The organism is Streptomyces sp. NPDC057694 (assembly GCF_042799415.1).
In the GTDB taxonomy this organism is placed as follows: Bacteria; Actinomycetota; Actinomycetes; order Streptomycetales; family Streptomycetaceae; genus Streptomyces.
This window is the reverse complement of sequence record NZ_JBHVIX010000011.1, coordinates 184,933-206,245: the sequence shown is the minus strand read 5'-3', so window position 1 is coordinate 206,245 and position 21,313 is coordinate 184,933. Positions and strand designations below refer to the sequence as shown.

The following is a 21,313-nucleotide window of genomic DNA, read 5'->3' as shown; positions in this document are numbered from 1 at the left end:
CGGGCAGCGTACCCAGGTCAGTGCGGGTGAACAGCATCAATTGCGGCGGCTTCCGCGCAGCGTGAACAGCGCACTGCCCCGCCCGGCACGGAGCCGGACGGGGCAGTGGCGCGGTGACGCGGATCAGGCGAGGGAGGCCAGGGCCTCGTTCAGGGTCTGCGACGGGCGCATGACCTTGTCCGCCTTGGCCGGGTCGGGCTGGAAGTAGCCGCCGATGTCGGCCGGGGAGCCCTGGACGGCGATCAGCTCGTCGACGATCTTCGACTCGTTGGCCGCGAGGGTCTCGGCGAGCGGGGCGAAGGCCTTGGCCAGCTCCGCGTCGGCGGTCTGCTTGGCCAGCTCCTGGGCCCAGTACAGGGCGACGTAGAAGTGGCTGCCGCGGTTGTCGATGCCGCCGAGGCGACGGGTCGGCGACTTGTCCTCGTTGAGGAAGGTGCCGGTGGCGCGGTCGAGGGTCTCGCCGAGGACCTTCGCACGGGCGTTGTCCGTTGTGGTGGCGAGGTGCTCGAAGGAGACCGCCAGGGCCAGGAACTCACCGAGGGAGTCCCAGCGCAGGTAGTTCTCCTTGACCAGCTGCTGGACGTGCTTCGGGGCGGAGCCGCCGGCGCCCGTCTCGAAGAGGCCGCCGCCGTTCATCAGCGGGACGACCGACAGCATCTTGGCGCTGGTGCCCAGCTCCAGGATGGGGAAGAGGTCGGTCAGGTAGTCACGCAGCACGTTGCCGGTCACCGAGATGGTGTTCAGGCCCTCGCGGATGCGCTCCACCGACAGCTTGGTGGCGTCCTCCGGGTTGAGGATCCGGATGTCCAGGCCCTCGGTGTCGAACTCCGGCAGGTACGCCTCGACCTTCTTGATCAGCTGGGCGTCGTGGGCGCGGCCCTCGTCCAGCCAGAACACGGCCGGGTCACCGGTGGCGCGGGCGCGCGTGACGGCGAGCTTGACCCAGTCCTTGATCGGGGCGTCCTTGGTCTGGCAGGCGCGGAAGATGTCGCCCTCGGAGACCGCCTGCTCCAGGACGACGTTGCCGTCGGTGTCGACCAGGCGGACCGTGCCGGTGGTCGGGATCTCGAAGGTCTTGTCGTGGGAGCCGTACTCCTCGGCCTTCTGCGCCATGAGGCCGACGTTCGGGACCGAGCCCATGGTCGACGGGTCGTAGGCGCCGTGGGCGCGGCAGTCCTCGATGACGGCCTGGTACACGCCGGCGTAGGAGGAGTCCGGGATGACGGCGAGGGTGTCGGCCTCGTTGCCGTCCTTGTCCCACATGTGGCCCGAGGTGCGGATCATGGCGGGCATCGAGGCGTCGATGATGACGTCCGAGGGGACGTGCAGGTTGGTGATGCCGCGGTCGGAGTCGACCATGGCGAGCTCCGGGCCCGCGGCCAGCTCGGCCTCGAAGGACGCCTTGATGTCGGCGCCGTTGGCGAGCGACTCCAGGCCCTTGTAGATACCGCCCAGACCGTCGTTCGGGGTGAGACCCGCGGCGGCCAGGTCGGCGCCGAAGCGGGCGAAGGTCTCCGGGAAGAAGGCACGCACGACGTGACCGAAGATGATCGGGTCGGAGACCTTCATCATGGTGGCCTTGAGGTGCGCGGAGAAGAGGACGCCCTCTTCCTTGGCGCGGGCGACCTGGGCGGTCAGGAACTCGCGCAGGGCGGCGACGCGCAGCACGGAGGCGTCGACGACCTCGGCGGCGAGGACCGGGACGGACTCGCGCAGCACGGTGGTGGTGCCGTTGTCACCGACCAGCTCGATGCGCAGGGCGCCGTCGGCGGCGATGGTGGCGGACTTCTCCGTCGAGCGGAAGTCGTTCTCACCCATGGTGGCCACATTGGTCTTGGACTCGCCGGTCCAGGCGCCCATGCGGTGCGGGTGGGCCTTGGCGTAGTTCTTCACCGAGGCGGGGGCCCGACGGTCCGAGTTGCCCTCACGCAGGACCGGGTTCACGGCGGAACCCTTGATCTTGTCGTAGCGGGCGCGGATCTCGCGCTCCTCGTCGGTCTTCGGCTCGTCCGGGTACGCGGGCAGCGCGTAGCCCTGCTCCTGCAGCTCGGCGACGGCGGCCTTGAGCTGCGGGATGGACGCCGAGATGTTCGGCAGCTTGATGATGTTGGCCTGCGGCGTCTTGGCCAGCTCGCCCAGCTCCGCGAGGGCGTCGGCGATGCGCTGCTCCTCCTTCAGGTGCTCGGGGAAGGAGGCGATGATGCGGCCGGCCAGGGAGATGTCACGGGTCTCGACGCGGACACCGGCGGTGGACGCGTAGGCCTCAATGACGGGCAGGAAGGAATACGTCGCGAGGGCCGGGGCCTCGTCTGTGTGCGTGTAAATGATGGTCGAGTCAGTCACCGGGTGCTCCGCTCCACGTCTTCCATGTCATCGGCAGTGTTTCTCAGTCTGCTCAATATTGCTCGACATCAAGATATCTCGTGTCCGGGTCATGTTCGAAAGGCGGGTCCCACGGCGTCAGCCGGACCGCCGCGATGGATCGATGGAGTGGATCAGCGCAACCTCCGGGCCCGGCTCCCCGTTACTTCGGGCGCAGTGATCCATCTCTGATGACCAAGGAAATACACATGCTGAAGAAGGTCATGGCCTCGGCCGCCCTCGCCACCTCCGTCGTCGGCATCTCCGCCGCGGGCGCCGGTCAGGCTCTCGCGATCGGGGACGACCAGGGCACCACCTCGGCCAGCGGCAACGCCTCCCAGTCGGAGGTCGGCAACTCCACCACGGACGGCGCGCAGAGCCCGCAGGTCGGCGCGGTCCAGGGCTCGCTGAACAAGCTCTGTGTCGGCGTGCCCGCGAAGGCCAACGTCGGCTCGCTCGTCGGGATCCTCGTGCCCGTCGCCGCGCAGGACATCCCCGTCCTGTCCGCCCCGCAGAACCAGCAGTGCGCCGACGGCTCGACGCAGGCCAAGGGCGACGAGCCCGCCTCGCACCTCGTCGACAGCATCCCGGTCCTCTCGGGCAACGGCGTGCACAACGGCTGACGCGGCCACGCGTAGCGGACGGCTGTGGACCCCTGCGGACCGCAGCCGTCCGCACACCTGTCCCGATATCCTGACCGAATGGCGGACAGAACCGGCGGCGAGCCGCAGATCGACGGGCGCTCCACCCGGTGGGACGAGCACAAGGCGCAGCGTCAGGTCGAGTTGGTGGACGCCGCGGTCGCCCTCATCGAGGACGAGGGCGCCCGCTTCCGGGTGCAGCGTCTGGCGGAGCGCGTGGGCCTGCCCCGGTCGGTGCTCTACCGGCACTTCAAGGACCGCGCCACGCTGGACGAATTGATCCGCCGGCGGGTGGTGGAGTCCTTCATGCGGCGGATGGAGCCCACCCTCACCTTCGACGGGACGATCGAGGAGTCCGTGGAGCGCGTGGTGGGCGCCCATCTGGACTGGGTGGCGCAACACCCGCGCCTGTACGCGTACATGGGCGTCGGGGAGCACTCGATGGGCGACGGATCTCTGGTTGCGGACACCAAGACGGCCATCGCGCTGATGCTGAGCGAGCGGTTCGGGGACGTACTGAAGGCGCTCGGGGTCCCGCAGGCACCGATCCGTTCGGTCGCGGTGGGCATCGTCGGATTCGTGGACACCTCGGTCGACCAGTGGGTGCGCGACCCCGAGCCCGAGGTCTCCGAGAAGGAGCTGCGCGTGATGCTGTGCCGCTCGGTCTGGGCGGTGCTGGAGGCGACGCTGCGGGACCTCGGCGTGGAGCTGTCGCCGCAGCATCGGGTGGCCGACCTGGAGGGGGCCTGAGCCCGCCGGCCGGTGTCCTGGTCGCGGCGGTCAGGCGCGTACCGCCCCAGCCGTCCGCGCGGCCTCGTGCAGCGAATCGGTGTCCGTGAACTTGACGCGGGGGCGGCCCTGGGCCTCACCCGCCGCCCGTTCCGCGCGGTCGATCGTGCGCCACTCCTCCAGGCCCAGGGCCTGTGTCACCGTGCCGACGCCGTGCACCGGCCGCGTGAGGTGTCCCGCGGAGAAGTCGTCCAGCAGCGTCTCGACCGTCTCCTGGGCGCAGGTCTTGTTCGTGCCGATGAAGCCGGTCGGCCCGCGCTTGATCCACCCCGCGACATAGACGCCGGGCTCGACCCGGCCGGCCTCGTGCGGAACGGTCGCGCTCGTCTCGTCGAAGGGCAGGCCGGGGACGGGCCGGGCCCGGTACCCGACGGCCCGCAGGACGAGGCCGGTCTCCAGGGTGCGGGTCTCTCCGGTGGGGCGGGCGCGGACGGTGCCGTCCTCGTCGGTGTGCAGCGCCGTGGCGGCGACCTCCAGGGCTCGCACGGAGGCCTCGCCGGTGAGCCGGACGGGGCTGGTCAGGAAGCGCAGCACGATGCGGCGGCGCCCTTCGACCGGGGTGCGGGCCGCCAGCTGTGACAGCAGCCGGGTCCTGTCGTCCGTGTCGGGCTCCAGTCCTTCGGGCCAGCCCTCGACGCTGACGTCCACGTCCTCGAGCCCGGCGAGCGCGAGGAGTTCGGGCACGGTGAACGCGGCCTGGGCGGGTCCGCGGCGGCCCAGCAGGACGACCTCGCGGACCTTGCTCGTGCGGAGCGCGGCGAGCGCGCGGTCGGAGATGTCGGTGCGGGCCAGGGCCTCGGGATCGGCGGTGAGGATCCGGGCGACGTCGAGAGCGACGTTGCCGTTGCCGACGACGACGGCGCGCTCGGTGTCCAGGTCGTAGTGGTCGTGGGCGCGGTCGGGGTGGCCGTTGTACCAGGCGACGAAGTCCGTCGCGGAGACGCTGCCCGGCAGGTCCTCACCGTCGATGCCGAGGCGTTTGTCGGTCGCGGCACCGACCGCGTAGATCACCGCGTGATGTTCGCGCAGGAGGTCGGTGTGCGTGAGGGTGGTGCCGATCTCGACCCCGAGGCGGTAGCCGAAGCCCGGCTGCGACTCGATCGTCCGGAACAGCTCGGTGACCTGCTTGGTGTCCTGGTGGTCCGGTGCGACACCGGCCCGTGCGAGGCCGTACGGCGTCGGGAGGCGGTCGTACACCGTGACGCGCACGCCCGGGTGGCGCAGCAGTTCGTCGGCGGCGAAGAGACCGGCGGGCCCGGCGCCGACGACGGCGACGGACAGGTCTCCCGCCGGGAGGCTGCGCTGCTTGGGCAGAACGTACATGGGCGTGCGGTCGTCGTGCGGGTTCTGCTTGTAGTAGTCGGCGTTCAGCTCCAGGAACGGCAGCTCCGCCGCGCCGAGCGCGGTGTGCGGCTTCAGCGCGTCGACCGGGCAGGCGCTCGTGCAGGCTCCGCAGTCCACGCAGGTGCGCGGATCGACGTACAGCATCTCGGCGGTCCCGAAGCCGGGGTCGCCGGGCGCGGGGTGGATGCAGTTGACCGGGCAGGCCAGCACGCAGGAGGCGTCGGCGCAGCAGGATCGGGTGACGACGTACGGCACGGCGGGCTGGTCTCCGTTCGGGAGAAAGGGGCGGTGCGGCTCGGGCGGGAGATCAGTCGGTGTGCAGGGCGGGCTCGCCGCGGAAGCGTGCCGGGCGGCCGGCGATGCGCAGGGTCTTCCACAGCGGACGGGACACCTTGTTCATCAGGCCGATGTCCTCGGCGAGCATGCGCACGTCGGAGAAGAGGTCGTGGAGCATCTTCTGGCCGGCCTCGGACTTCCAGAAGACGTCCTTGACCACCCAGGCGGGGATGCCGACCTGGGCGGCGGACTTCTTGTCGGGGATCATGATGACGTCGCACAGGATCCGCATGATCAGCGGGAAGAGCACGGACAGGGCGCCGCGGCGGGCCTTGCCGAACCCCGGGACCCGCAGGCGCAGGAACTCGTGGGCGAAGGAGATGTGCCGGGCCTCTTCGGCGATGTGGATCTGCATGATGCGCTGCGGGAGGGGATGGACCGGCTCCCCGCTGCGCAGAGCACCCTTCTGCAGGTGGTCGATGGGCTCCTCGCCGGCCAGGATGCCGGTGAAGAACGCCTCAGGGTAGAGCGAGCCGAAGACCGGCAGGATCCGGCTGACCTGGCGGAACCAGCGCTTTCCGCCGGCGGTGTCCACGCCGGTGCGGTTGACCAGTTCCTGGAACATCTGGGTGTGGTGGGTCTCTTCGGTGATCTCGTGCGTGAGATACCTGAACTCCTGGTCCTGGTTGCCCAGTTGGTAGATGTAGTCCAGCGCTCCACGCATCAGGAGGTTCTCGAACTGCATGCCCACCTTGGCGATCACGGCCCAGCGCCAGACGCCGATGCGGATCTGGGTCTCGAGCGACTGCTCCTGGTACCAGGGGTGGGCGCCGAGGGCGTCCGCGCTGGTGAGCACCCAGCGCGGGTCGTCGAGGTGCACGGCGAACTCGGGATCGTCCCACTTGATGTCGATGAAGGCGTTGAAGTTGACGTTCACGGAGCCCTCGGACAGGGTCCGCAGTCGCTCGTCGTAGAGCTTCCTGGTCGGATTCGCAGTCATCTTCGTCCTCGGTTGTCTCGTGCGGGCGGACGGTCAGGCGGCGTCGGCAGCCGTCTCCTGGGCGGCGGGGGCGCCCGCCTTGTCGAAGCGCAGGGCGCTGTCGTCGAGGGGCGCGTCCTGGAGCAGGGCGCGGTCACGGTAGTAGTTGTTCCAGAGCCGCCACGGGTCGCGGGTGCCCTGGCGCGGCATGACCTCGTTGGCCCGGGCGATGTACCCGGAGGTCAGGGCCTCGCCCATGACGGAGAACTCCGAGCGGTCGCCGTCGGAGGCCACCGGGGTGGCGATGTCGTGCCCGTGGCGCCGCATGTGGGCGAGCAGGCGGGCGGTGTACGCGGCCGCCAGGTCGGCCTTCAGGGTCCAGGAGGCGTTGGTGTAGCCGATGACGAGGGACATGTTCGGGACGCCTTCGAGCAGGACGGCCTTGTAGAGCACGCGGTTCTTGACGTCCACGGGGCTGCCGTCGACGGTGAGGGCCATGCCGCCCATGAGCCGGACGCTCAGTCCGGTGGCGGTGACGACGATGTCGGCCTTCAGTTCCTCGCCGGACTTCAGGCGGATGCCGTCGGCGGTGAAGGAGTCGATGTGATCGGTGGCGATCGACGCCCTGCCGCTCTTGAGCACCTTGAACAGGTCGCCGCCGGGGACGACGCACAGGCGCTGGTCCCAGGGCTTGTACCGCGGGCTGAAGTGCCGCATGTCGACGCTCTTGCCGGCCCGGGCGCGCACCATTCCGATGAGCACCTTGCGCGCGAGCCGGGGGTACTTGCGGCAGAAGGCGTAACTCCCGCGCTGGAGCGCGATGTTGCGGGCGCGGACGATTCTGTACGTCAGCCGGGCGGGGGCCCGCAGCTTCTGCATGACCGAGGTGAGCGGGTCGACCTCGGGCAGCGCCAGGACGTACGTCGGCGAGCGCTGGAGCATGGTGACGTGCGCGGCGTCGGGGGCCAGGGCGGGCAGCAGGGTGATGGCGGTGGCGCCGGAGCCGATGACGACCACGCGCTTGCCGCTGTGGTCCAGGTCCTCGGGCCAGTGCTGCGGGTGGACCAGGGTGCCCTGGTACTCCGCCTCGCCGGGGAACTCGGGGCGGTAGGGGGTGTCGTAGTCGTAGTAGCCGGTCGCCCCGACGAGGTAGCCCGCGCTGTACGACTCGTGCTCGCCGGTGGTCTCGTCCTCGACCTCCACGGCCCAACGGCCGGTGTCGTGCGAGAAGTCGGCGCTGACGGCCCGGCGGCCGAAGCGGACGCGGTCCAGTACGCCGTCGTCGGCTGCCGCGTCCTCCACGTACTGGCGGATCTGGGCGCCACCGGCGAGGATGCGAGCGTCGCGCCAGGGGCGGAAGCCGAAGCCGAAGGTGGACATGTCGGAGTCGGAGCGAATTCCGGGGTACCGGAAGAGGTCCCAGGTACCGCCGACGCGGGCGCGGCGCTCGAGCACGACGAGTGAGGCGGCGGGATTGTCACGCAGGACGTGCCGGGCGGCACTGATACCGGATATTCCGGCGCCGATGACCAGGACGTCGACGTGCTGCTGCTCCATGACGGAGGTTCCTCACTCTCGCTCGCGGGGCCCGGGAGAGGCAGGGGCGGAGGTTCGCCGTCCCCGCACGGGCGACGGCGCTTCCTCGCACGCGTGATTCCACTGCGTGTTGACGGCAATTTACCTGCGACACGGTGTTTCAGATACCGCCGGTAACGTGACGTGGATCACATGAGAGTGAGGGGATAACGTCGGATCAGGCAGACGTCCCAGGCCATCGGCGGTGCGCGGGCCCCGAGCGGGGCGGGCCCGCACACCGAATTACTTCGCTCCGCGGCCCCGCGCCAGCAGATACATGAAGTACGGGGTGCCGATGACGGCCGTCATGAGTCCCGCACCCAGCTGGGCCGGGGCGATCACGGTGCGGCCCACCAGGTCCGCCGTGCAGACGAGCAGGGCGCCGAGCAGCAGGGCGACCGGGATCACGCGGACGTGGCGGCGGCCGACCAGGGCGCGGGCCGCGTGCGGGGCGACGAGACCGACGAAGCCGATCGTGCCGGCGGCGGCCACGGCGGTGGCGCTGAGCAGGACGGCGAGGGCGAGGAAGCCGAGCCGTGCGCGGCTCAGGCCGAGGCCGAGCAGGCGCGGGGTGTCCTCGTCGAGGGAGACGAGGTCGAGTTCGGTGCGGCGGCTCAGCGCGACGGCGATGCCCACGACGAGGACGAGCGCGAGGGGCAGCGAGTCGGTGTAGGTGCGCCCGTACGTCGATCCGGAGAGCCAGGTCAGCGCCTTGGTCGCGTTGAACGGGTCGGTGAGGATGATGAGCAGGCTCGTCAGGGCGGCCGCTCCGGTGGCGACGCCGAAGCCGACGAGGACGAGGCGGTTCTGCTGGAATCCGCCCCGCGCGGCGAGACCGAAGACGACCAGGGCGCTGAGCGCGGCTCCCGCGAAGGCGCCGCCCGCGACGGCCCAGGTGCCGGCCGTCGCCGTCGACGTGACCACGACCACGGCGCCCACCGCGGCGCCGTTCGTCACGCCCAGCACCCCTGGTTCGGCGAGGGGGTTGCGGGTGACGGCCTGCACGATGGTGCCGGCGAGGGCGAGGGCCGTACCGGCGAGCAGCGCGGCGAGGACGCGGGGCACGCGGGTCTCCAGGACGAAGGAGACCGTGCGACCGGCGTTGCCCTGAGCCCAGTTGACGACGTCGCCGAGCAGCAGCTTGCTGTCGCCGAGGAGGACGCCTGCGATGCTCACGCCGACCACGGCGACGGCCAGGGCCACCGTGGTGGCGACGACGACGCTCCGGCCGCGCAGCCGCAGCCGGTCGGCCGGGGCCGAGCCGCCCGCGTCCCGTACCCGCGCCGCCAGGACGACGAGGAACACCGCGCCGACGAGGCTGGTGACGACTCCGGTGGGCACGGCCACCGCGGTGTCCGAGGACACCAGGGCGCGCAGCAGCACGTCGGAGCCGAGCACGAGGGCCGCGCCGGTGAGTGCCGTGAACGGCAGTGCGCTGCGGAACTTGGTGAACGCGTGGAACCTGCGGGTGAGCAGGCGCACCAGCGCGGGTGCGCACAGGCCGACGAAGCCGACGGGACCGGCGAGGGTGACGGCAGCCGTCGAGAGCAGCGCGGACAGGACGACGGCGCCGACCCGGGTGCTGCGGACGGGGACGCCGACGCCGCGCGCCGCGTCGTCGCCGAGCGCGAGGGCGTCGACGCGGCGGGCGAGCAACAGCAGTCCGGCCAGGCCGGCGAGGCCGACGGGCGCCATCTGCAGGACGCCGTCGAAGCCGTTCTGCGCGATGCTGCCCTGGTTCCAGGCGTACAGGCCCTCGGTCTGCTCGGGGAAGAGCAGGATCAGTGCCTGGGTGACGGCGCTCAGGCCGAGGGTGAGTGCGCTGCCCGCGAGGATGAGCCGGACGGTGCCGGCGCCGAGGCCGGACAGTCCGAGGACGACGGCCGCCGCCGCAAGGCCGCCGACGAACGCGATGCCGGACGAGGCCAGCAGCGGCAGCGAGACGCCGGTGGCGGCGGCGATGCCGAGGGCGAGGTACGAACCGGCGTTGACGGCGAGGGTGTCCGGCGAGGCGATGGCGTTGCGGCTGATGCGCTGGAGGGCGGCGCCCGCCGCGCCGAGGAGGGCGCCGACGAGCAGTCCGGCGCACATCCTCGGCAGCCGGGAGGCGACGACGACGGACGCGTCGCCGTCGCCGGCCCGGCCGGTGAGCGCCTTCCACACCTCGGGCGCGCCGACGGCGGCGGTGCCCTGGGTGATGTCGACGACGGCGAGGGCGGCGACGAGGACGAGCAGAGCGGCCGTCACCGCGGCCGCTCCCGTACGGGATGCGGCCGCCCTGGGACGGGTGGCGGGAGCGGTGGTGGTGACGGCCATGGCGTTACTTGGTCAGCGCCTCGACGACGGAGTCGACGTACCGGCTCATCGACGCGGTCCCGCCGAACATCCAGACGCCGTCGGGCAGCCGGTGCACGTTGTCCTTCTTGACGAACGACAGCGACGTCCAGACCTTGTCCTTCTTGAGGACGCCGTCGAACGGGGTGGCGTTCTTGTCGTCGTCGTTGCCGATGTAGGCGAAGTGGACGTCCTTGGGGAGCTTGGTGAGCCCTTCGACGTCGGTGGAGCCGAGGCCGTAACTCTTGTCGCCCTTGACGGTCCAGGCGTTCTTCAGGCCGAGCTTCTCGTTGACGCCGCCGATCAGCGAACCGCTGGTGTAGGGGCGCACGGAGACCTGGTTGGAGGCGACGTAGCCGTCGGCGAAGGCGAAGTCGGCGCCCGACAGCCCGGCGTCGGCGAGCTTCTTCTTGCCGTCGGCGAGCTTCGCCTCGAAGTCCTTCTTCAGCTGGGTGGACTTCGAGGTGGTGCCGGTGGCCTCGGCGATCAGATCGAGGTTCTCCGTCATCTGCCCGATCGGGTCGGAGGCGTCGGCGGAGTTGACGGTGAGCACCGGGGCGATCTTGCGCAGCTGCTTGACGGCGGCCGCCGGGAGATCGGTGGTGGCGACGACGAGGTCGGGCTTGATCGCGGCGACGGTGTCCATGCTGGGCTCGCCGCGGGTGCCGATGTCCTTGGCGTCGTTGGTGAGCGGGGCGGCCTTGTCCCACGTCTTGTAGCCCTTGACGTCGGCGACGCCCGCCGGGTCGACGCCGAGGGATATCAGGCTCTCGACGACGTTCCACTCGGTGCCGACGACCGTCTTCGCGGGACCGTCGAGCTTCACCTTGGCGCCCGAGGCGTCGGTCAGCGTGATGGGCTCGGCGCTCTTCTTCGCGTCGGCGTCGGCGGCGGGCTCGGTGGTGCCGCAGGCGGCCAGGGCGAGGGCCGCGACGGTGGCGGCCGCCGCGGCGATCAGGGGTCGTCTCATGAGGTGGTGCGCACCCTTTCGGTTCGTTCGTGGTGACGGCCGATGGCGCGGGTGCGCAGCCGGCCGGTGAGGGGGTCGGTGTCGACCTCGATGCGGATGCCGTACGTGGTGGTGAGCCGGTCGCCGGTGAGGACGTCCTCGGGGGCGCCGGACGCGACGATCCGGCCCGCGTCGAGGAGCAGGATCCGGTCGGCCACGGCGGCGGCCTGGTCGAGGTCGTGCAGGACGGCGCCGACGGCGATGCCGTGATGGTCCGCCAGGTCCCGCATCAGATCGAGGAGTTCGACCTGGTAGCGCAGGTCGAGGTAGGTCGTGGGTTCGTCCAGGAGGAGGACGCCGGTCTCCTGGGCGAGGCAGCCGGCGAGCCAGACGCGCTGCAACTGGCCGCCGGAGAGGTGCTCGGCCCCGCGGTCGGCGAGTTCGGCGGCGCCGGTGAGGGCGAGCGCGCGGTCGACCGCCTCCCGGCCGCCGGGGTCCGATTTGCCCCATCGTCCGCGGTAGGGGTAGCGGCCGAACTCGACGACGTCCCGCACCGTCAGCCCGCCGGGCGTGGGCCGCCCTTGGGTGAGCAGGGCGACGTGGCGGGAGAAGTCGCGGGGGCTCAGGGCGAGCCCGTCGGTCTCGCCGTCGAGCACGAGGGTGGCCGTCCGGGGGCGCTGCAGTCGCGCGAGGGTGCGCAGCAGCGTCGACTTGCCGCTGCCGTTCGGTCCCACCAGGACCGTCACTTCGCCGGGCCGCAACGTCATGGCGGCGCCGTGGACGACGTCGACGCCCTCGTAGGCCACGGTGACGTCGGTCGCCGACAGTTCGTGGCCATGGCGGCGCGCGGCCGCGCTGGTGGTCTCTTCAGCTCCATGCACGCGGCAAGGTTAGCCTAACCTAAGCGCGCTTGACGCCAGGGGTCGGAAAGCCGTCGCCCCAGGCCACAGCGGGGGTACCGGACTCCGGCACCCCCGCTGCGCTTCAGCACTTCACCTCACACCACTGAGCCTCACCTCACCGAGAGGCGGACCAGCCGGATCCGCTCCGCCACCGCTCCCTCCACCTGGAAGGCGACGTAGCGCGCCGACCCCGTGGTGGACAGCCGCCGGACAGGACCGCGCCCGGTGATCCGGCCCGCGTCGCGGTAGTCGATGCCGTCGTCGCTGAACTGCACGCGTCCGGCCGGTGCGCCGCCGTTCGTCCACTGCGCCTCGACGGTGGCGATCCCCTGGACGGCGCCGAGGTCCACGACCAGCCGGCCGTCGCGGCCGGGCCGCCACGAGGTTCCCTCGTCGCCGTCGACGGCCGCGGACGGGTCCGACATCCCCTCGGGCAGCGGGCTGTTGGGGAACACCTGGCGTCCCAGGGCCCGGTCCTGGTGCGGGTAGGCGGCGGCTCCGCGCAGATCGACGGCCGTCTCCCGGCGGGCGTGGACCGTGACGGTGGTGCTGTGGCCCTGCCCCTCGATCCGTACGCGGGTGTCGGCGCCGGAGAGCCGCAGCCGGGCCCCGTTGTCCACCTCGACGCGCAGGCCGGCGGGGAGGGCGCCGCCCCTCTCCGGGGTGAGGGTGAACCGGGTCGGCAGCAGCCGCGCATCGGCCGTGTCGAGACGGGCCTCGAACGTCGTGCCGGTGCCGGTCACCGTCTGCGTCCCTTCGAAGACCGCGACGCGCCGCCCCTGCTGCGGGACGGTGACCGATGTCGTGACGGGGTCGCCGGAGAGGTTGAAGAGGCTGAGGTGACCGTCGGTCAGGGCCGCGCGCACGGCCGTGTGCTCCGCCGTCGGCCCGGCCTCGCGGGCGAGCGCCCGCAGCTGTGTGGGGGACTTCTCGGCGAAGCCCTCGACCACGAGCGGCGCCGCGGGGCCGTCGGCCAGCACGATCGTGTCGCCGTAGACGGACAGCGGCCGGTCGGTGCCGCGCACGACGAGACCGGCCCTGCCGTCGACGTCCAGCCAGCCGCCCCGGCTGCTCGCGTCGGGCGTCGGCCAGGCGGCGAGGTCCTGCCAGTCCGTGCCGTCGGCCGAGCCCTGGATCCGGTAGGCGCGGCCCGCCGCGGCCTCCCAGCGCAGGGTGACCTCGGTGACGTCCGTCGCCGAGCCGAGGTCGACGGCCAGCCAGCTGTCCGCGCGCGGCCGTTCGGCCTTCGACACGGCCCAGCGGGTCGCGGCGTCGCCGTCCACGGCCAGGCCCGGCGCCTTGCCCGAGTCGGCGGAGGAGGCCGTCGCCGCCGCGCCGCGGGCCAGGTCCTCGGCACCGGCTCCGGCACGTGCCTCGAAGGTGTACAGGGAGTATCCGTACGACGGGTCGGGGCGTACGCCCAGCATCCGCAGGTGGCGGACGGCTGTCTTCGGGAACGTCAGCCGGTCGACGCGGCCGTCGGCGCTCGCCGCCGGGGACGCGTCCGCGGCGGTGACCGAGACCTTCCCCTCCTCGAAGCGGTAGGTGCGCTCGCCCTCGAGGCCCGCGATGCCGGGCAGGGTGAGGTTGTGGAGCTCCACGTGGCCCTCCCCCGCCGCCGTTCCGCTGCTCGCGTAGACGACGGAGCCGGTGGGCAGGGTGGTGAACCCGGCGTGTCCGCCGTCCAGTTGGAGCAGGGTCGCGCTGCCGTCGAAGCCGTCGCGCACCTTCTCGTACACGCGGACCGTGCGTGTGCCGACCTTGCCGGTGGTGGCGGGCAGGAACATGGGGGTGGCGCCGCTGATCCTGAACAGCCAGTCGTCGTGGGCCGGTTGCCAGGCGAACTTCACGAAACCGGCCTTGGAGACGGCGCCCGCCCAGGCGGCGGTCGACTGGTGGGAGACCAGCCCGGGGCCGTCGCCGAAGTCGGTCACGCCCGCCGCGTGCGCGAACAGTTCGGCGCGCGAGTACGGCTTCACCTGCCGCTTCTCGCCGGCCGCCCAGACGTGCAGCAGATAGCTGATGGCGATCTCGGCGCGCGCCTCGGGCTCGTACTTGGGCTCGCCGGAGAACTTCGCCAGGCGGTACTCGGGCGGGTACTTCTGGTAGGCCTCCAGGCGTCCGGCCAGCTCCTGCTCCGCGCGGGCCGCGGCGCGGTCGCCGAGAACCTGGGAGAGGAAGGCCAGGGGGATCACGTCACGGCCGTAGAGGTGCTCGCGGTCGTTGACCATCGGCATCAGCGGTTCGCCCGCGTCGCTCATGACGCCGAGCAGGGTGCGCCAGAGGGCGGGGCCGCTGGGCTGGTGGGTGAGCACCTCGGGCAGAGGACGGCCGGCGGTCAGGAAGTGGGCGGCGTTGCGGCCCGAGGTCCGCCAGAGCTCTTCCTGGTAGTGGGGGCCGAAGGAGCCGTGGTTCTCCACGATGAACGTGTCGTAGAGGTTGCGGGCGGTGTTGCGCGCGACCGGCACCCCGTCGACGAGCGCCGGGTTGGCGAGGTCGGCGGGCGGCAGCCCGGTCTCGTTGCGCGACCACAGGCCGTACGTGTCCGACCAGTCGGCGGCGCGGGCGTCGTCGGGCGCCCAGGCCAGGGCGGGGGCGAGGGACTGGGCGTACACCCCCATCTCCTCCAGCTTGGTGTCGCCCACGTGGCCGCCGTCGAGGCCGTGGGGCGTCCACGAGCCGGAGGCCGGGTCGTTCCCGGTGCCCAACGACTGGGTGTACGCGGCCTGTTCGCGGGTGATCTTGTCGACGTTCGCGCGGGTGGCGGCGTCCAGGTCGTCCCACAGGAGCCGGGCGGCGAGGACGAAGTACAGCTGGAAGGTGGTGTCGAAGAAGAGGGTGCGGCCCCATTCGGTGCCGCCGGTGAGCCGGTTCGAGGCGGCGAAGTGGCGCAGGGTGGCCACGGTGCGCCGGGCGAGTTCGTCACGGGCGACACCGGCGAGGTCGGCGTCGTAGTCGCCGTGGGTGAGCAGCAGGGCGTTGCCGAGGACCACGGCGAACCCGAAGTCCTTGGCCGTGTAGTGGCCCTGGGCCTCGTCCCACTGCGTCTCCGACCAGCGGGTGTGCTGGAGCAGGACGCGGTGGTAGACGGCGGCGATGTCGTCCGGCGCGGCCGCGGTGCCGGACGCCGCGTGAGCGCTCGCCGGACCGAAGCCGGCCGGCAGGAATGCGGCGGCCCCCGTGAGGCCGAGCACTTGGAGAAGACGCCTGCGGTCGATGGGGGTGTTCAGGGGCGGCACGGGTGGTCCTCTCGCGCAAGACAACGTTGTCAGCAGGGGGCCGCCCCATGGTCGACGCCTGCACGTACGTACGTCAACGCATGGGACGGAAGTGATTTCGGGGGCCGACCCGCGGCCGCGCTCAGCCGGACGCCGGGCGGGTGCGGGTGAGGACGGCGCGGAGTTCGGCGACCGGGAGCTTGGGTGCGCGCTCCGCGGTGAGCAGGCCGTTGGTCTCCTGGAGCGTGTCCGTGAACTGCGTGTAGCAGAACCCGGCGAGGCCGGAGTCGACGGCGGCCGAGACGAGTCCGGACAGCCGGTCGGCGAATTCCTTCTGGCTGGCCACGGTGTCGTAGCCGAACCACTCCTCCCCCGCGGCCGGTTCGAAGGTGGCGCCACCGAACTCGCTCAGGACCACCGGCTGTTGGTGGTAACCGGCGCCGTCGAGGGTGACGCGTTTGGCGCCGGGCCACTGTTCGCGCAGCTCGCCCTGGCGCAGCGCGGCGTGTCCGTAGCGGCGGCGCAGGGTGGCGGCGTCCTGGGTGTAGTCGTGCACGCCCCAGATGTCGGCCTGTGAGATCTCCCAGCCGTCGTTGGAGACGGCGGGCCGGGAGGGGTCGAGCGCCTTGGTGAGGTGGTAGAGGGCGTCCATGAAGTGGCGCTGGGCGGGGACGTCGGCCGGGTTGGGCACGGACCAGGACTCGTTGACGGGGATCCAGGCCATGATCGAGGGATGCCCGAGGTCGCGGGTGACGGCCTCGGTCCACTCGCGGGTCACACGCTCGACGGTCGTCGTCCCGAAGGCGTACGCGGACGGCATCTCCTCCCACAGCAGCAGCCCGAGCCGGTCCGCCCAGTACAGGAAGCGGGGGTCCTCGATCTTCTGGTGCACGCGCAGGCCGTTGAGGCCGATCTCCTTGGCGAGTTCGGCGTCGCGGCGCAGCGCCTCGGCCGGGGCCGCCAGATGGGTGTCGGGCCAGTAGCCCTGCTGGAGGGCGAACCGGAGGAAGTACGGCTTGTGGTTGAGGAGGAACAGTCCGTCGTTCCAGCCGATGTCGCGCAGTCCGAGGTAGGACGTGACGTGGTCGAGGGGTGCGCCCTCGGCGTCGTCGAGGGTCACGGTCGCGTCGACGAGGTGCGGGTGTTCGGGTGTCCACAGCAGGTCGTCGAGGTCCTGGCCGTGGCGCAGGGCGGGGACGGTGATGTCGAACGCGGTCTCCCGCTGGTCGGTCCGGATCCGCTGCTCGGCGAGGATCCGCTCGCCAAGCGCGAGCCGTACCGTCAGGCTGCGGGGCCCGTCCGGCCAGTGGTTGAGGCGTACTTGGCAGTGCACGCGCGCGTGGGCGATGTCCGGCGTCCAGTGGACGCGCGTGAGGTGTTCGTCGGGCACCTCTTCGAGCCAGACCGGCTGCCAGATGCCGGTGGTGCGGTGGTACCAGATGACGTGCGGGTCACGGCGCCAGTCCTGCTTGCCGCGCGGCTGGGTGGGGTCGAGGGGCTGGTCCTCGGCGCGCACCACGATCTCGTGGGGGCCGTCGTGGTCGACGGCGTCGGTGAGGTCGCAGGTGAAGCCGGTGTGCCCGCCCTCGTGGTGGCCGACGGGCCGGCCGTCGAGCCAGACGTCGGCCCGGTGGTCGACGGCGCCGAAGTGCAGCAGCAGGCGCCGGCCGGCCGCGGGCCGGGTCAGGTCGACGGTGCGGCGGTACCAGACGACCGGGTGGAGGCCGGTGTCGTGGATGCCGGAGGCCGGGGACTCGGGCGGGTAGGGCACGGTGATGGTGGCGGTGAAGGGGGCGGTGACGCCGGGGTCCATCCAGCGGGCCCGGCGGCCGAGGTCCGCGTCGTCGTGGGCGAAGCCCCACGGTCCGCTCAGGTCGCGCCAGTCGGGGTCGCGGACGAGCTGCGGGCGGGGGTGGCCGGCGGCGTCGAGGTGGGTGTGGTGCATCGGGGAACTCCGGTGGAATCGTGCGGAGGGCGGTTCAGTCGCGCGCGCCGGGCGCGGGGGCGCGCAGGTCGACGACGGTCGCGGCGAAGGCCAGTGGTCCGGGCAGGAGCGGGAGCAGCAGCGGCGTCGACCACATCAGCAGCCCGGCGAGGACCACCGCGGCGAGCAGCAGGGCGCTCCCCCGCGGGTCACCGAGTGCACGCAACAGACCTGCGCGGAGCGAGAGTTGGCTGTCCTCCGGGAGGGCTGTGCAGCGCAGGGCGACGACCGCGCCGCCGAGGGTGAGCAGGACGAGCGCGGGGGCCATGAGCGCGGCGCCGGGCAGGTCGCTGCGCAGGAGGGCGGCGTCGACGAGGACGACCACGGCGACGAGCGGCAGCAGCAGTCCGGCGGCGAGCGAGCGCACGGTCGTCCGGGCGCGCAGTCGGCGCACGAAGGCGCCGACGTCGGCCGGGGTGCCGGTCTCCGCGGCCCGCCGCAGGGTGCCCGAGGCGGCGGCGAACGCGGCCGGCGCGGTGACGACGGGCAGACAGGCGAGGGTCGTGAGCAGCCCGATCAGGAGCATGTCGGCGAACATCGTGAATCCGGCGCTGAAGACCTCGCCGGGTTCCCGGCGCTGCGGCGGTGGCGCGGTGGTTGTCCTGGCCATGGTGGGTCAGCCCTTCAGTCCGGAGGTCGCCATGCCCTGCACCAGGTAGCGCTGGAAGACGAAGAAGAAGAGCACGATGGGCAGCACGGAGATCACCGACATGGCGAACATGGGCCCGTACGCCGAGGTGCTCGACTGGTCGACGAAGCTGCGCAGCGCCAGGGTGATGGTGAACTTCTCCGGCGCGAACAGATAGATCATCTGCGTGAAGAAGTCGTTCCACGTCCAGATGAAGGTGAAGATGGCCGTGGTGATCAGGGCCGGCCGGCTCAGCGGCAGCGTGATGGCCCAGTAGGTGCGGAACGGGCCGCAGCCGTCGATGCGTGCCGACTCCTCCAGTTCGCGGGGCAGCCCGCGCATGAACTGGACGATGAGGAAGACGAAGAACGCTTCGGTGGCGAGGAACTTCGGCAGGATCAGCGGCCAGTAGGTGTCCACCAGGCCGAGCCGGTTGAAGATGATGTACTGCGGGATCAGGACGACGTGGTGGGGCAGCATCAGCGTCGCGACCATGAAGCCGAACATCGGGCCGCGCATCCTGAACCGCAGCCGGGCGAAGGCGTACGCGGCCAGCGAGCAGGACAGGACGTTGCCGATGACGGCGCCGACCGCGATCGTCAGCGAGTTGCCGAGCAGCCGGGTCACGCTGACACCGGACACGCCGTCCAGAGCGGTGGTGTAGTTGGACCACTCCAGGTGGCTGGGCCACAGGTCGAGGCTGGTCACCACCTCGTCGGCCGGTTTCAGGGACGTCGCGAGCAGCCAGGCCAGCGGGTAGAGGAGCACCAGCAGGGACACCAGCGCGATCACGTGCGGCAGCCGCCGCCTGAGGTTCGGGCCGCTGCCCGTCAGGTTCTTGGCGGTGAGACTCATCGCCCCTCCTCGTCCGCGTAGAAGACCCAGGACCTGGAGGTCCGGAACAGGATCAGGGTGATGACGCCGATGGCGATCAGCAGGAGCCAGGCCATCGCCGCCGCGTAGCCCATGTGGGAGGCGGTGAAGCCGCGCTCGTACAGGTACAGCGTGTAGAAGTTGATCGAGTCGGCGGGACGGCCGCTGCCGTTGCTGACCACGAAGGCCGGGGTGAACACCTGGAAGGACTGGATCATCTCCAGGACCAGGTTGAAGAAGACGACCGGGGACAGCATCGGCACCGTGATGGAGACGAACTGCCGCCAGCGGCCCGCGCCGTCGAGGGCGGCGGCCTCGTAGAGGTCGGGCGATATCTGCTGGAGCCCCGCCAGGAAGATGACCATCGGGGCGCCGAACTGCCAGGCCGTCAGGGCGACCACGACGTAGATCGCGAGGTCGGGGTTGCCGACCCAGCCGCCGGTGTGGATGCCGATCGAGTCGAGCAGGTTCGGGATCGTGCCGCCGTCGTTGTAGAGGGCGCGCCACACCAGGGCGATCGACATGCTCGCGCCGAGCAGCGAGGGCGCGTAGAAGGCGGAGCGGTAGAAGGCGCGGCCGCGGCCGAGGTTCTTCAGGAGCATCGCCGCGCCGAGCGCGAGTCCCAGCTTGAGCGGGACGGCGATCACGACGTAGAGGAGGGTGGTGCCGACCGAGCGCCAGTAGCGGGGGTCCTCGGTGAGCATCTCGGTGTAGTTGCGCAGGCCCACCCAGTGCGGTGGGTCGAAGAGGTTGTAGTCGGTGAAGGACAGGTACAGCGAGACCACCATCGGGATCAGCGTCAGCACGACGGCGCCGATCATCCAGGGAGTCAGGAACACGTAGGCGGGCCAGCGCTGTTCACGGCGGCGGCGCCGTTCGCTCTTGGGCCGGGGCTTCGTCGTGCGGTCGGCGCGCGCGGGCGCCTCGGTCGACACCGTTGTCATGACCTCAGCTCCCGGTTCGCCTCGTCGATGAACTCACGGGCCGCCTCGCGCGGAGAGGCCATGTCGTACATGACGCGCTGGTAGTTGCGGCCGAAGGCGGTCTGGATCGCGACGTCGCCGCGGGGCGGGGCCGCGGGCGGCGCGTCGACCCCGTACTTCTCCATCTGCCGGCCGTAGCGGTAGATGTCCAGCTCGGGGCCCTTGAGGGTCTTGCCCACACGGGCGGCGATCGTGCGGTTGGGCGGGGTGGAGCGGGTGAAGCCGAGGATGTCGCCGGCCCGCTTGTCGTTGAGGAGGAAGTCGATCAACTCGGTCGCCTCCTTGGGGTGTGGGGTGTGCGAGCCGACGCCGAGCAGCATCGACGGCTTGAAGTAGTTGCCCGCGCGGCCGTCGATGGTGGGCACCGGGGCGAGGCGGACCTGGTCGCCGAGCAGGGCCGGATAGCCGGGGAAGGTGGCGTCCCAGGTGTAGTCGGCGGCGGCGAGCCCGCGTCCGATGGGCGTCCACTCGGTGCTGTCGGCCTGCACGGTGTCCTCGGCCTGGGCGACGGCGCCCTGCTTGCGCTGGTCGTTGAAGTACGTCCAGAACGCGGTGAGGTCGTCCTCGGTGAAGCCCAGCCGGGTCTGGCTCGCGTAGAGCTTCCCGCCGTGGCTGCGCAGCCAGTCCTCGAAGACGTCCTCGTTGGTACCGCCGTCGTTGGAACCGGCGACGTGCCGCCCGTCCGGCGACTTCAGGCCGAGGGCGGCGATCTTCTTGTTCGCCTCGGCGAAGTCCTCCCAGGTCCAGTCGGGTCCGGGCGTGGGGATGCCCGCCTTCTTGTAGAGCTTGGAGTCGTACGCGTATCCGGTGATGCCGCGGCCCATCGGCATGGCGTACTGCGTGCCCTTGAAGGTGCCGGTGCGCACCAGTTCCTTGTCCATCTCGGACGTGCGGATCGCCTTGTCGGCGATCGCCTTGTCGAGCGGGAGCAGCGCGTCGCCGTCGGAGTACTGCGAGATCTGGCGGTAGTCGAGCTGCGCGACGTCGGGAATGCCGCCGCCGGCCGCCTGGGTGGCCAGCTTCTGCATGTAGGCGCCGAAGTCGGCGGTGGAGGTGCGGACGGTGACGCCGGGGTGCTCCTTCTCGAAGAGGCGTACGGCCTTCACGGTGCGGGACGCACGGTCGTCGTTGCCCCACCAGGTGAAGGTGATCGTGACGCCGTGCGACCCCGCGCCGCTCGCGCCGGAGCAGGCGGAGAGCGTGCCGGTCAGTGCGGTGCTGAGTGCGACGGCGGCCGTGGCGAGAACGGCCCGGCGCGGGAAGCGGCGGCTCGGGGGCTCGGGCATGGAGGCCCTCCTGGTGGGTGGCGGGTGCGGGTGGCGGGTGCGGAGAGGTGGGAGGAGCGGGGACCGGGAGGCGCGGGCCCGGTGGTCGCGGGCCGTGGTGCGGCCCGCGACCGTCGGGGGTGCGCCGAGAGCCCGGGCGGACGCCGGATGCCGGAGCACGCGGCGGACGTCGGGCGCCGGGACGCATGCCG

General features: G+C 71.5%; 15 protein-coding genes. 2 read left to right on the top strand and 13 right to left on the bottom strand.

Annotated elements, in window-relative coordinates:
• Positions 1-123: 123 nt before the first annotated feature.
• A complete protein-coding gene (locus tag ACFVDP_RS24135) occupies positions 124-2,343 on the bottom strand; it encodes an NADP-dependent isocitrate dehydrogenase (protein WP_383493078.1) in 2,220 nt (739 codons plus the stop codon).
• Between the two features lie 227 nt (positions 2,344-2,570).
• Here ACFVDP_RS24135 and ACFVDP_RS24130 point away from each other — a divergent pair, with 227 nt between their 5' ends.
• Both ACFVDP_RS24130 and ACFVDP_RS24125 read left to right on the top strand, forming a co-directional pair.
• Positions 2,571-2,984: a rodlin gene (locus ACFVDP_RS24130; protein ID WP_383493274.1), complete on the top strand. Its 414-nt coding sequence runs from the start codon at positions 2,571-2,573 to the stop codon at positions 2,982-2,984.
• 78 nt (positions 2,985-3,062) lie between these two features.
• Positions 3,063-3,752 (top strand): TetR/AcrR family transcriptional regulator, encoded by a 690-nt coding sequence (locus tag ACFVDP_RS24125; protein ID WP_383493076.1) that lies wholly within the window; start codon positions 3,063-3,065, stop codon positions 3,750-3,752.
• 30 nt (positions 3,753-3,782) lie between these two features.
• On the opposite strand, the gene ACFVDP_RS24120 is transcribed toward ACFVDP_RS24125, so the two are convergent.
• The 12 genes from ACFVDP_RS24120 to ACFVDP_RS24065 all read right to left on the bottom strand — a co-directional run bounded on the left by ACFVDP_RS24120 (position 3,783) and on the right by ACFVDP_RS24065 (position 21,122).
• The gene (locus ACFVDP_RS24120) at positions 3,783-5,390 is read right to left on the bottom strand and encodes an FAD-dependent oxidoreductase (protein WP_383493073.1); all 1,608 of its coding nucleotides are present in this window, start codon (positions 5,388-5,390) and stop codon (positions 3,783-3,785) included.
• A gap of 52 nt (positions 5,391-5,442) precedes the next feature.
• A complete protein-coding gene (locus tag ACFVDP_RS24115; protein ID WP_383493071.1) occupies positions 5,443-6,411 on the bottom strand; it encodes a diiron oxygenase in 969 nt (322 codons plus the stop codon).
• 33 nt (positions 6,412-6,444) lie between these two features.
• Positions 6,445-7,947 (bottom strand): flavin-containing monooxygenase, encoded by a 1,503-nt coding sequence (locus ACFVDP_RS24110; RefSeq protein WP_383493068.1) that lies wholly within the window; start codon positions 7,945-7,947, stop codon positions 6,445-6,447.
• A 261-nt stretch (positions 7,948-8,208) separates the two neighbouring features.
• Positions 8,209-10,281, bottom strand: coding sequence for an iron ABC transporter permease (locus tag ACFVDP_RS24105; RefSeq protein WP_383493065.1), 2,073 nt, complete (start codon positions 10,279-10,281; stop codon positions 8,209-8,211).
• A 4-nt stretch (positions 10,282-10,285) separates the two neighbouring features.
• Complete coding sequence (locus ACFVDP_RS24100; protein WP_383493063.1) at positions 10,286-11,269, bottom strand: ABC transporter substrate-binding protein; 984 nt, start codon at positions 11,267-11,269, stop codon at positions 10,286-10,288.
• Positions 11,266-12,129 (bottom strand): ABC transporter ATP-binding protein, encoded by an 864-nt coding sequence (locus ACFVDP_RS24095; protein WP_383493060.1) that lies wholly within the window; start codon positions 12,127-12,129, stop codon positions 11,266-11,268. Before ACFVDP_RS24095 ends, ACFVDP_RS24100 begins: the two co-directional genes overlap by 4 nt.
• Positions 12,130-12,260: 131 nt before the next feature.
• On the bottom strand, positions 12,261-15,389 hold the full coding sequence (locus tag ACFVDP_RS24090; protein WP_383493058.1) for a discoidin domain-containing protein: 3,129 nt from the start codon (positions 15,387-15,389) through the stop codon (positions 12,261-12,263).
• 121 nt (positions 15,390-15,510) lie between these two features.
• Entirely contained in the window at positions 15,511-17,313 is a 1,803-nt protein-coding gene (locus tag ACFVDP_RS24085; RefSeq protein ID WP_383493055.1) for a glycoside hydrolase family 2 TIM barrel-domain containing protein, read from the bottom strand.
• 34 nt (positions 17,314-17,347) lie between these two features.
• Positions 17,348-17,962: a hypothetical protein gene (locus tag ACFVDP_RS24080; RefSeq protein WP_383493052.1), complete on the bottom strand. Its 615-nt coding sequence runs from the start codon at positions 17,960-17,962 to the stop codon at positions 17,348-17,350.
• A gap of 6 nt (positions 17,963-17,968) precedes the next feature.
• A complete protein-coding gene (locus tag ACFVDP_RS24075) occupies positions 17,969-18,835 on the bottom strand; it encodes a carbohydrate ABC transporter permease (protein WP_383493050.1) in 867 nt (288 codons plus the stop codon).
• The gene (locus ACFVDP_RS24070) at positions 18,832-19,797 is read right to left on the bottom strand and encodes a carbohydrate ABC transporter permease (protein WP_383493047.1); all 966 of its coding nucleotides are present in this window, start codon (positions 19,795-19,797) and stop codon (positions 18,832-18,834) included. The genes ACFVDP_RS24075 and ACFVDP_RS24070 overlap by 4 nt, the downstream gene beginning before the upstream one ends.
• Complete coding sequence (locus ACFVDP_RS24065; RefSeq protein WP_383493044.1) at positions 19,794-21,122, bottom strand: ABC transporter substrate-binding protein; 1,329 nt, start codon at positions 21,120-21,122, stop codon at positions 19,794-19,796. Before ACFVDP_RS24065 ends, ACFVDP_RS24070 begins: the two co-directional genes overlap by 4 nt.
• Positions 21,123-21,313: the final 191 nt, after the last annotated feature.

Coding starts and splice junctions, on each gene's coding strand:
- ACFVDP_RS24130 (WP_383493274.1), top strand. CDS start 2,571: ATGCTGAAGAAGGTCATGGCCTCGGCCGCCCTCGCCACCTCCGTCGTC.
- ACFVDP_RS24125 (WP_383493076.1), top strand. CDS start 3,063: ATGGCGGACAGAACCGGCGGCGAGCCGCAGATCGACGGGCGCTCCACC.
- ACFVDP_RS24115 (WP_383493071.1), bottom strand. CDS start 6,411: ATGACTGCGAATCCGACCAGGAAGCTCTACGACGAGCGACTGCGGACC.
- ACFVDP_RS24110 (WP_383493068.1), bottom strand. CDS start 7,947: ATGGAGCAGCAGCACGTCGACGTCCTGGTCATCGGCGCCGGAATATCC.
- ACFVDP_RS24105 (WP_383493065.1), bottom strand. CDS start 10,281: ATGGCCGTCACCACCACCGCTCCCGCCACCCGTCCCAGGGCGGCCGCA.
- ACFVDP_RS24100 (WP_383493063.1), bottom strand. CDS start 11,269: ATGAGACGACCCCTGATCGCCGCGGCGGCCGCCACCGTCGCGGCCCTC.
- ACFVDP_RS24085 (WP_383493055.1), bottom strand. CDS start 17,313: ATGCACCACACCCACCTCGACGCCGCCGGCCACCCCCGCCCGCAGCTC.
- ACFVDP_RS24080 (WP_383493052.1), bottom strand. CDS start 17,962: ATGGCCAGGACAACCACCGCGCCACCGCCGCAGCGCCGGGAACCCGGC.
- ACFVDP_RS24075 (WP_383493050.1), bottom strand. CDS start 18,835: ATGAGTCTCACCGCCAAGAACCTGACGGGCAGCGGCCCGAACCTCAGG.
- ACFVDP_RS24070 (WP_383493047.1), bottom strand. CDS start 19,797: ATGACAACGGTGTCGACCGAGGCGCCCGCGCGCGCCGACCGCACGACG.
- ACFVDP_RS24065 (WP_383493044.1), bottom strand. CDS start 21,122: ATGCCCGAGCCCCCGAGCCGCCGCTTCCCGCGCCGGGCCGTTCTCGCC.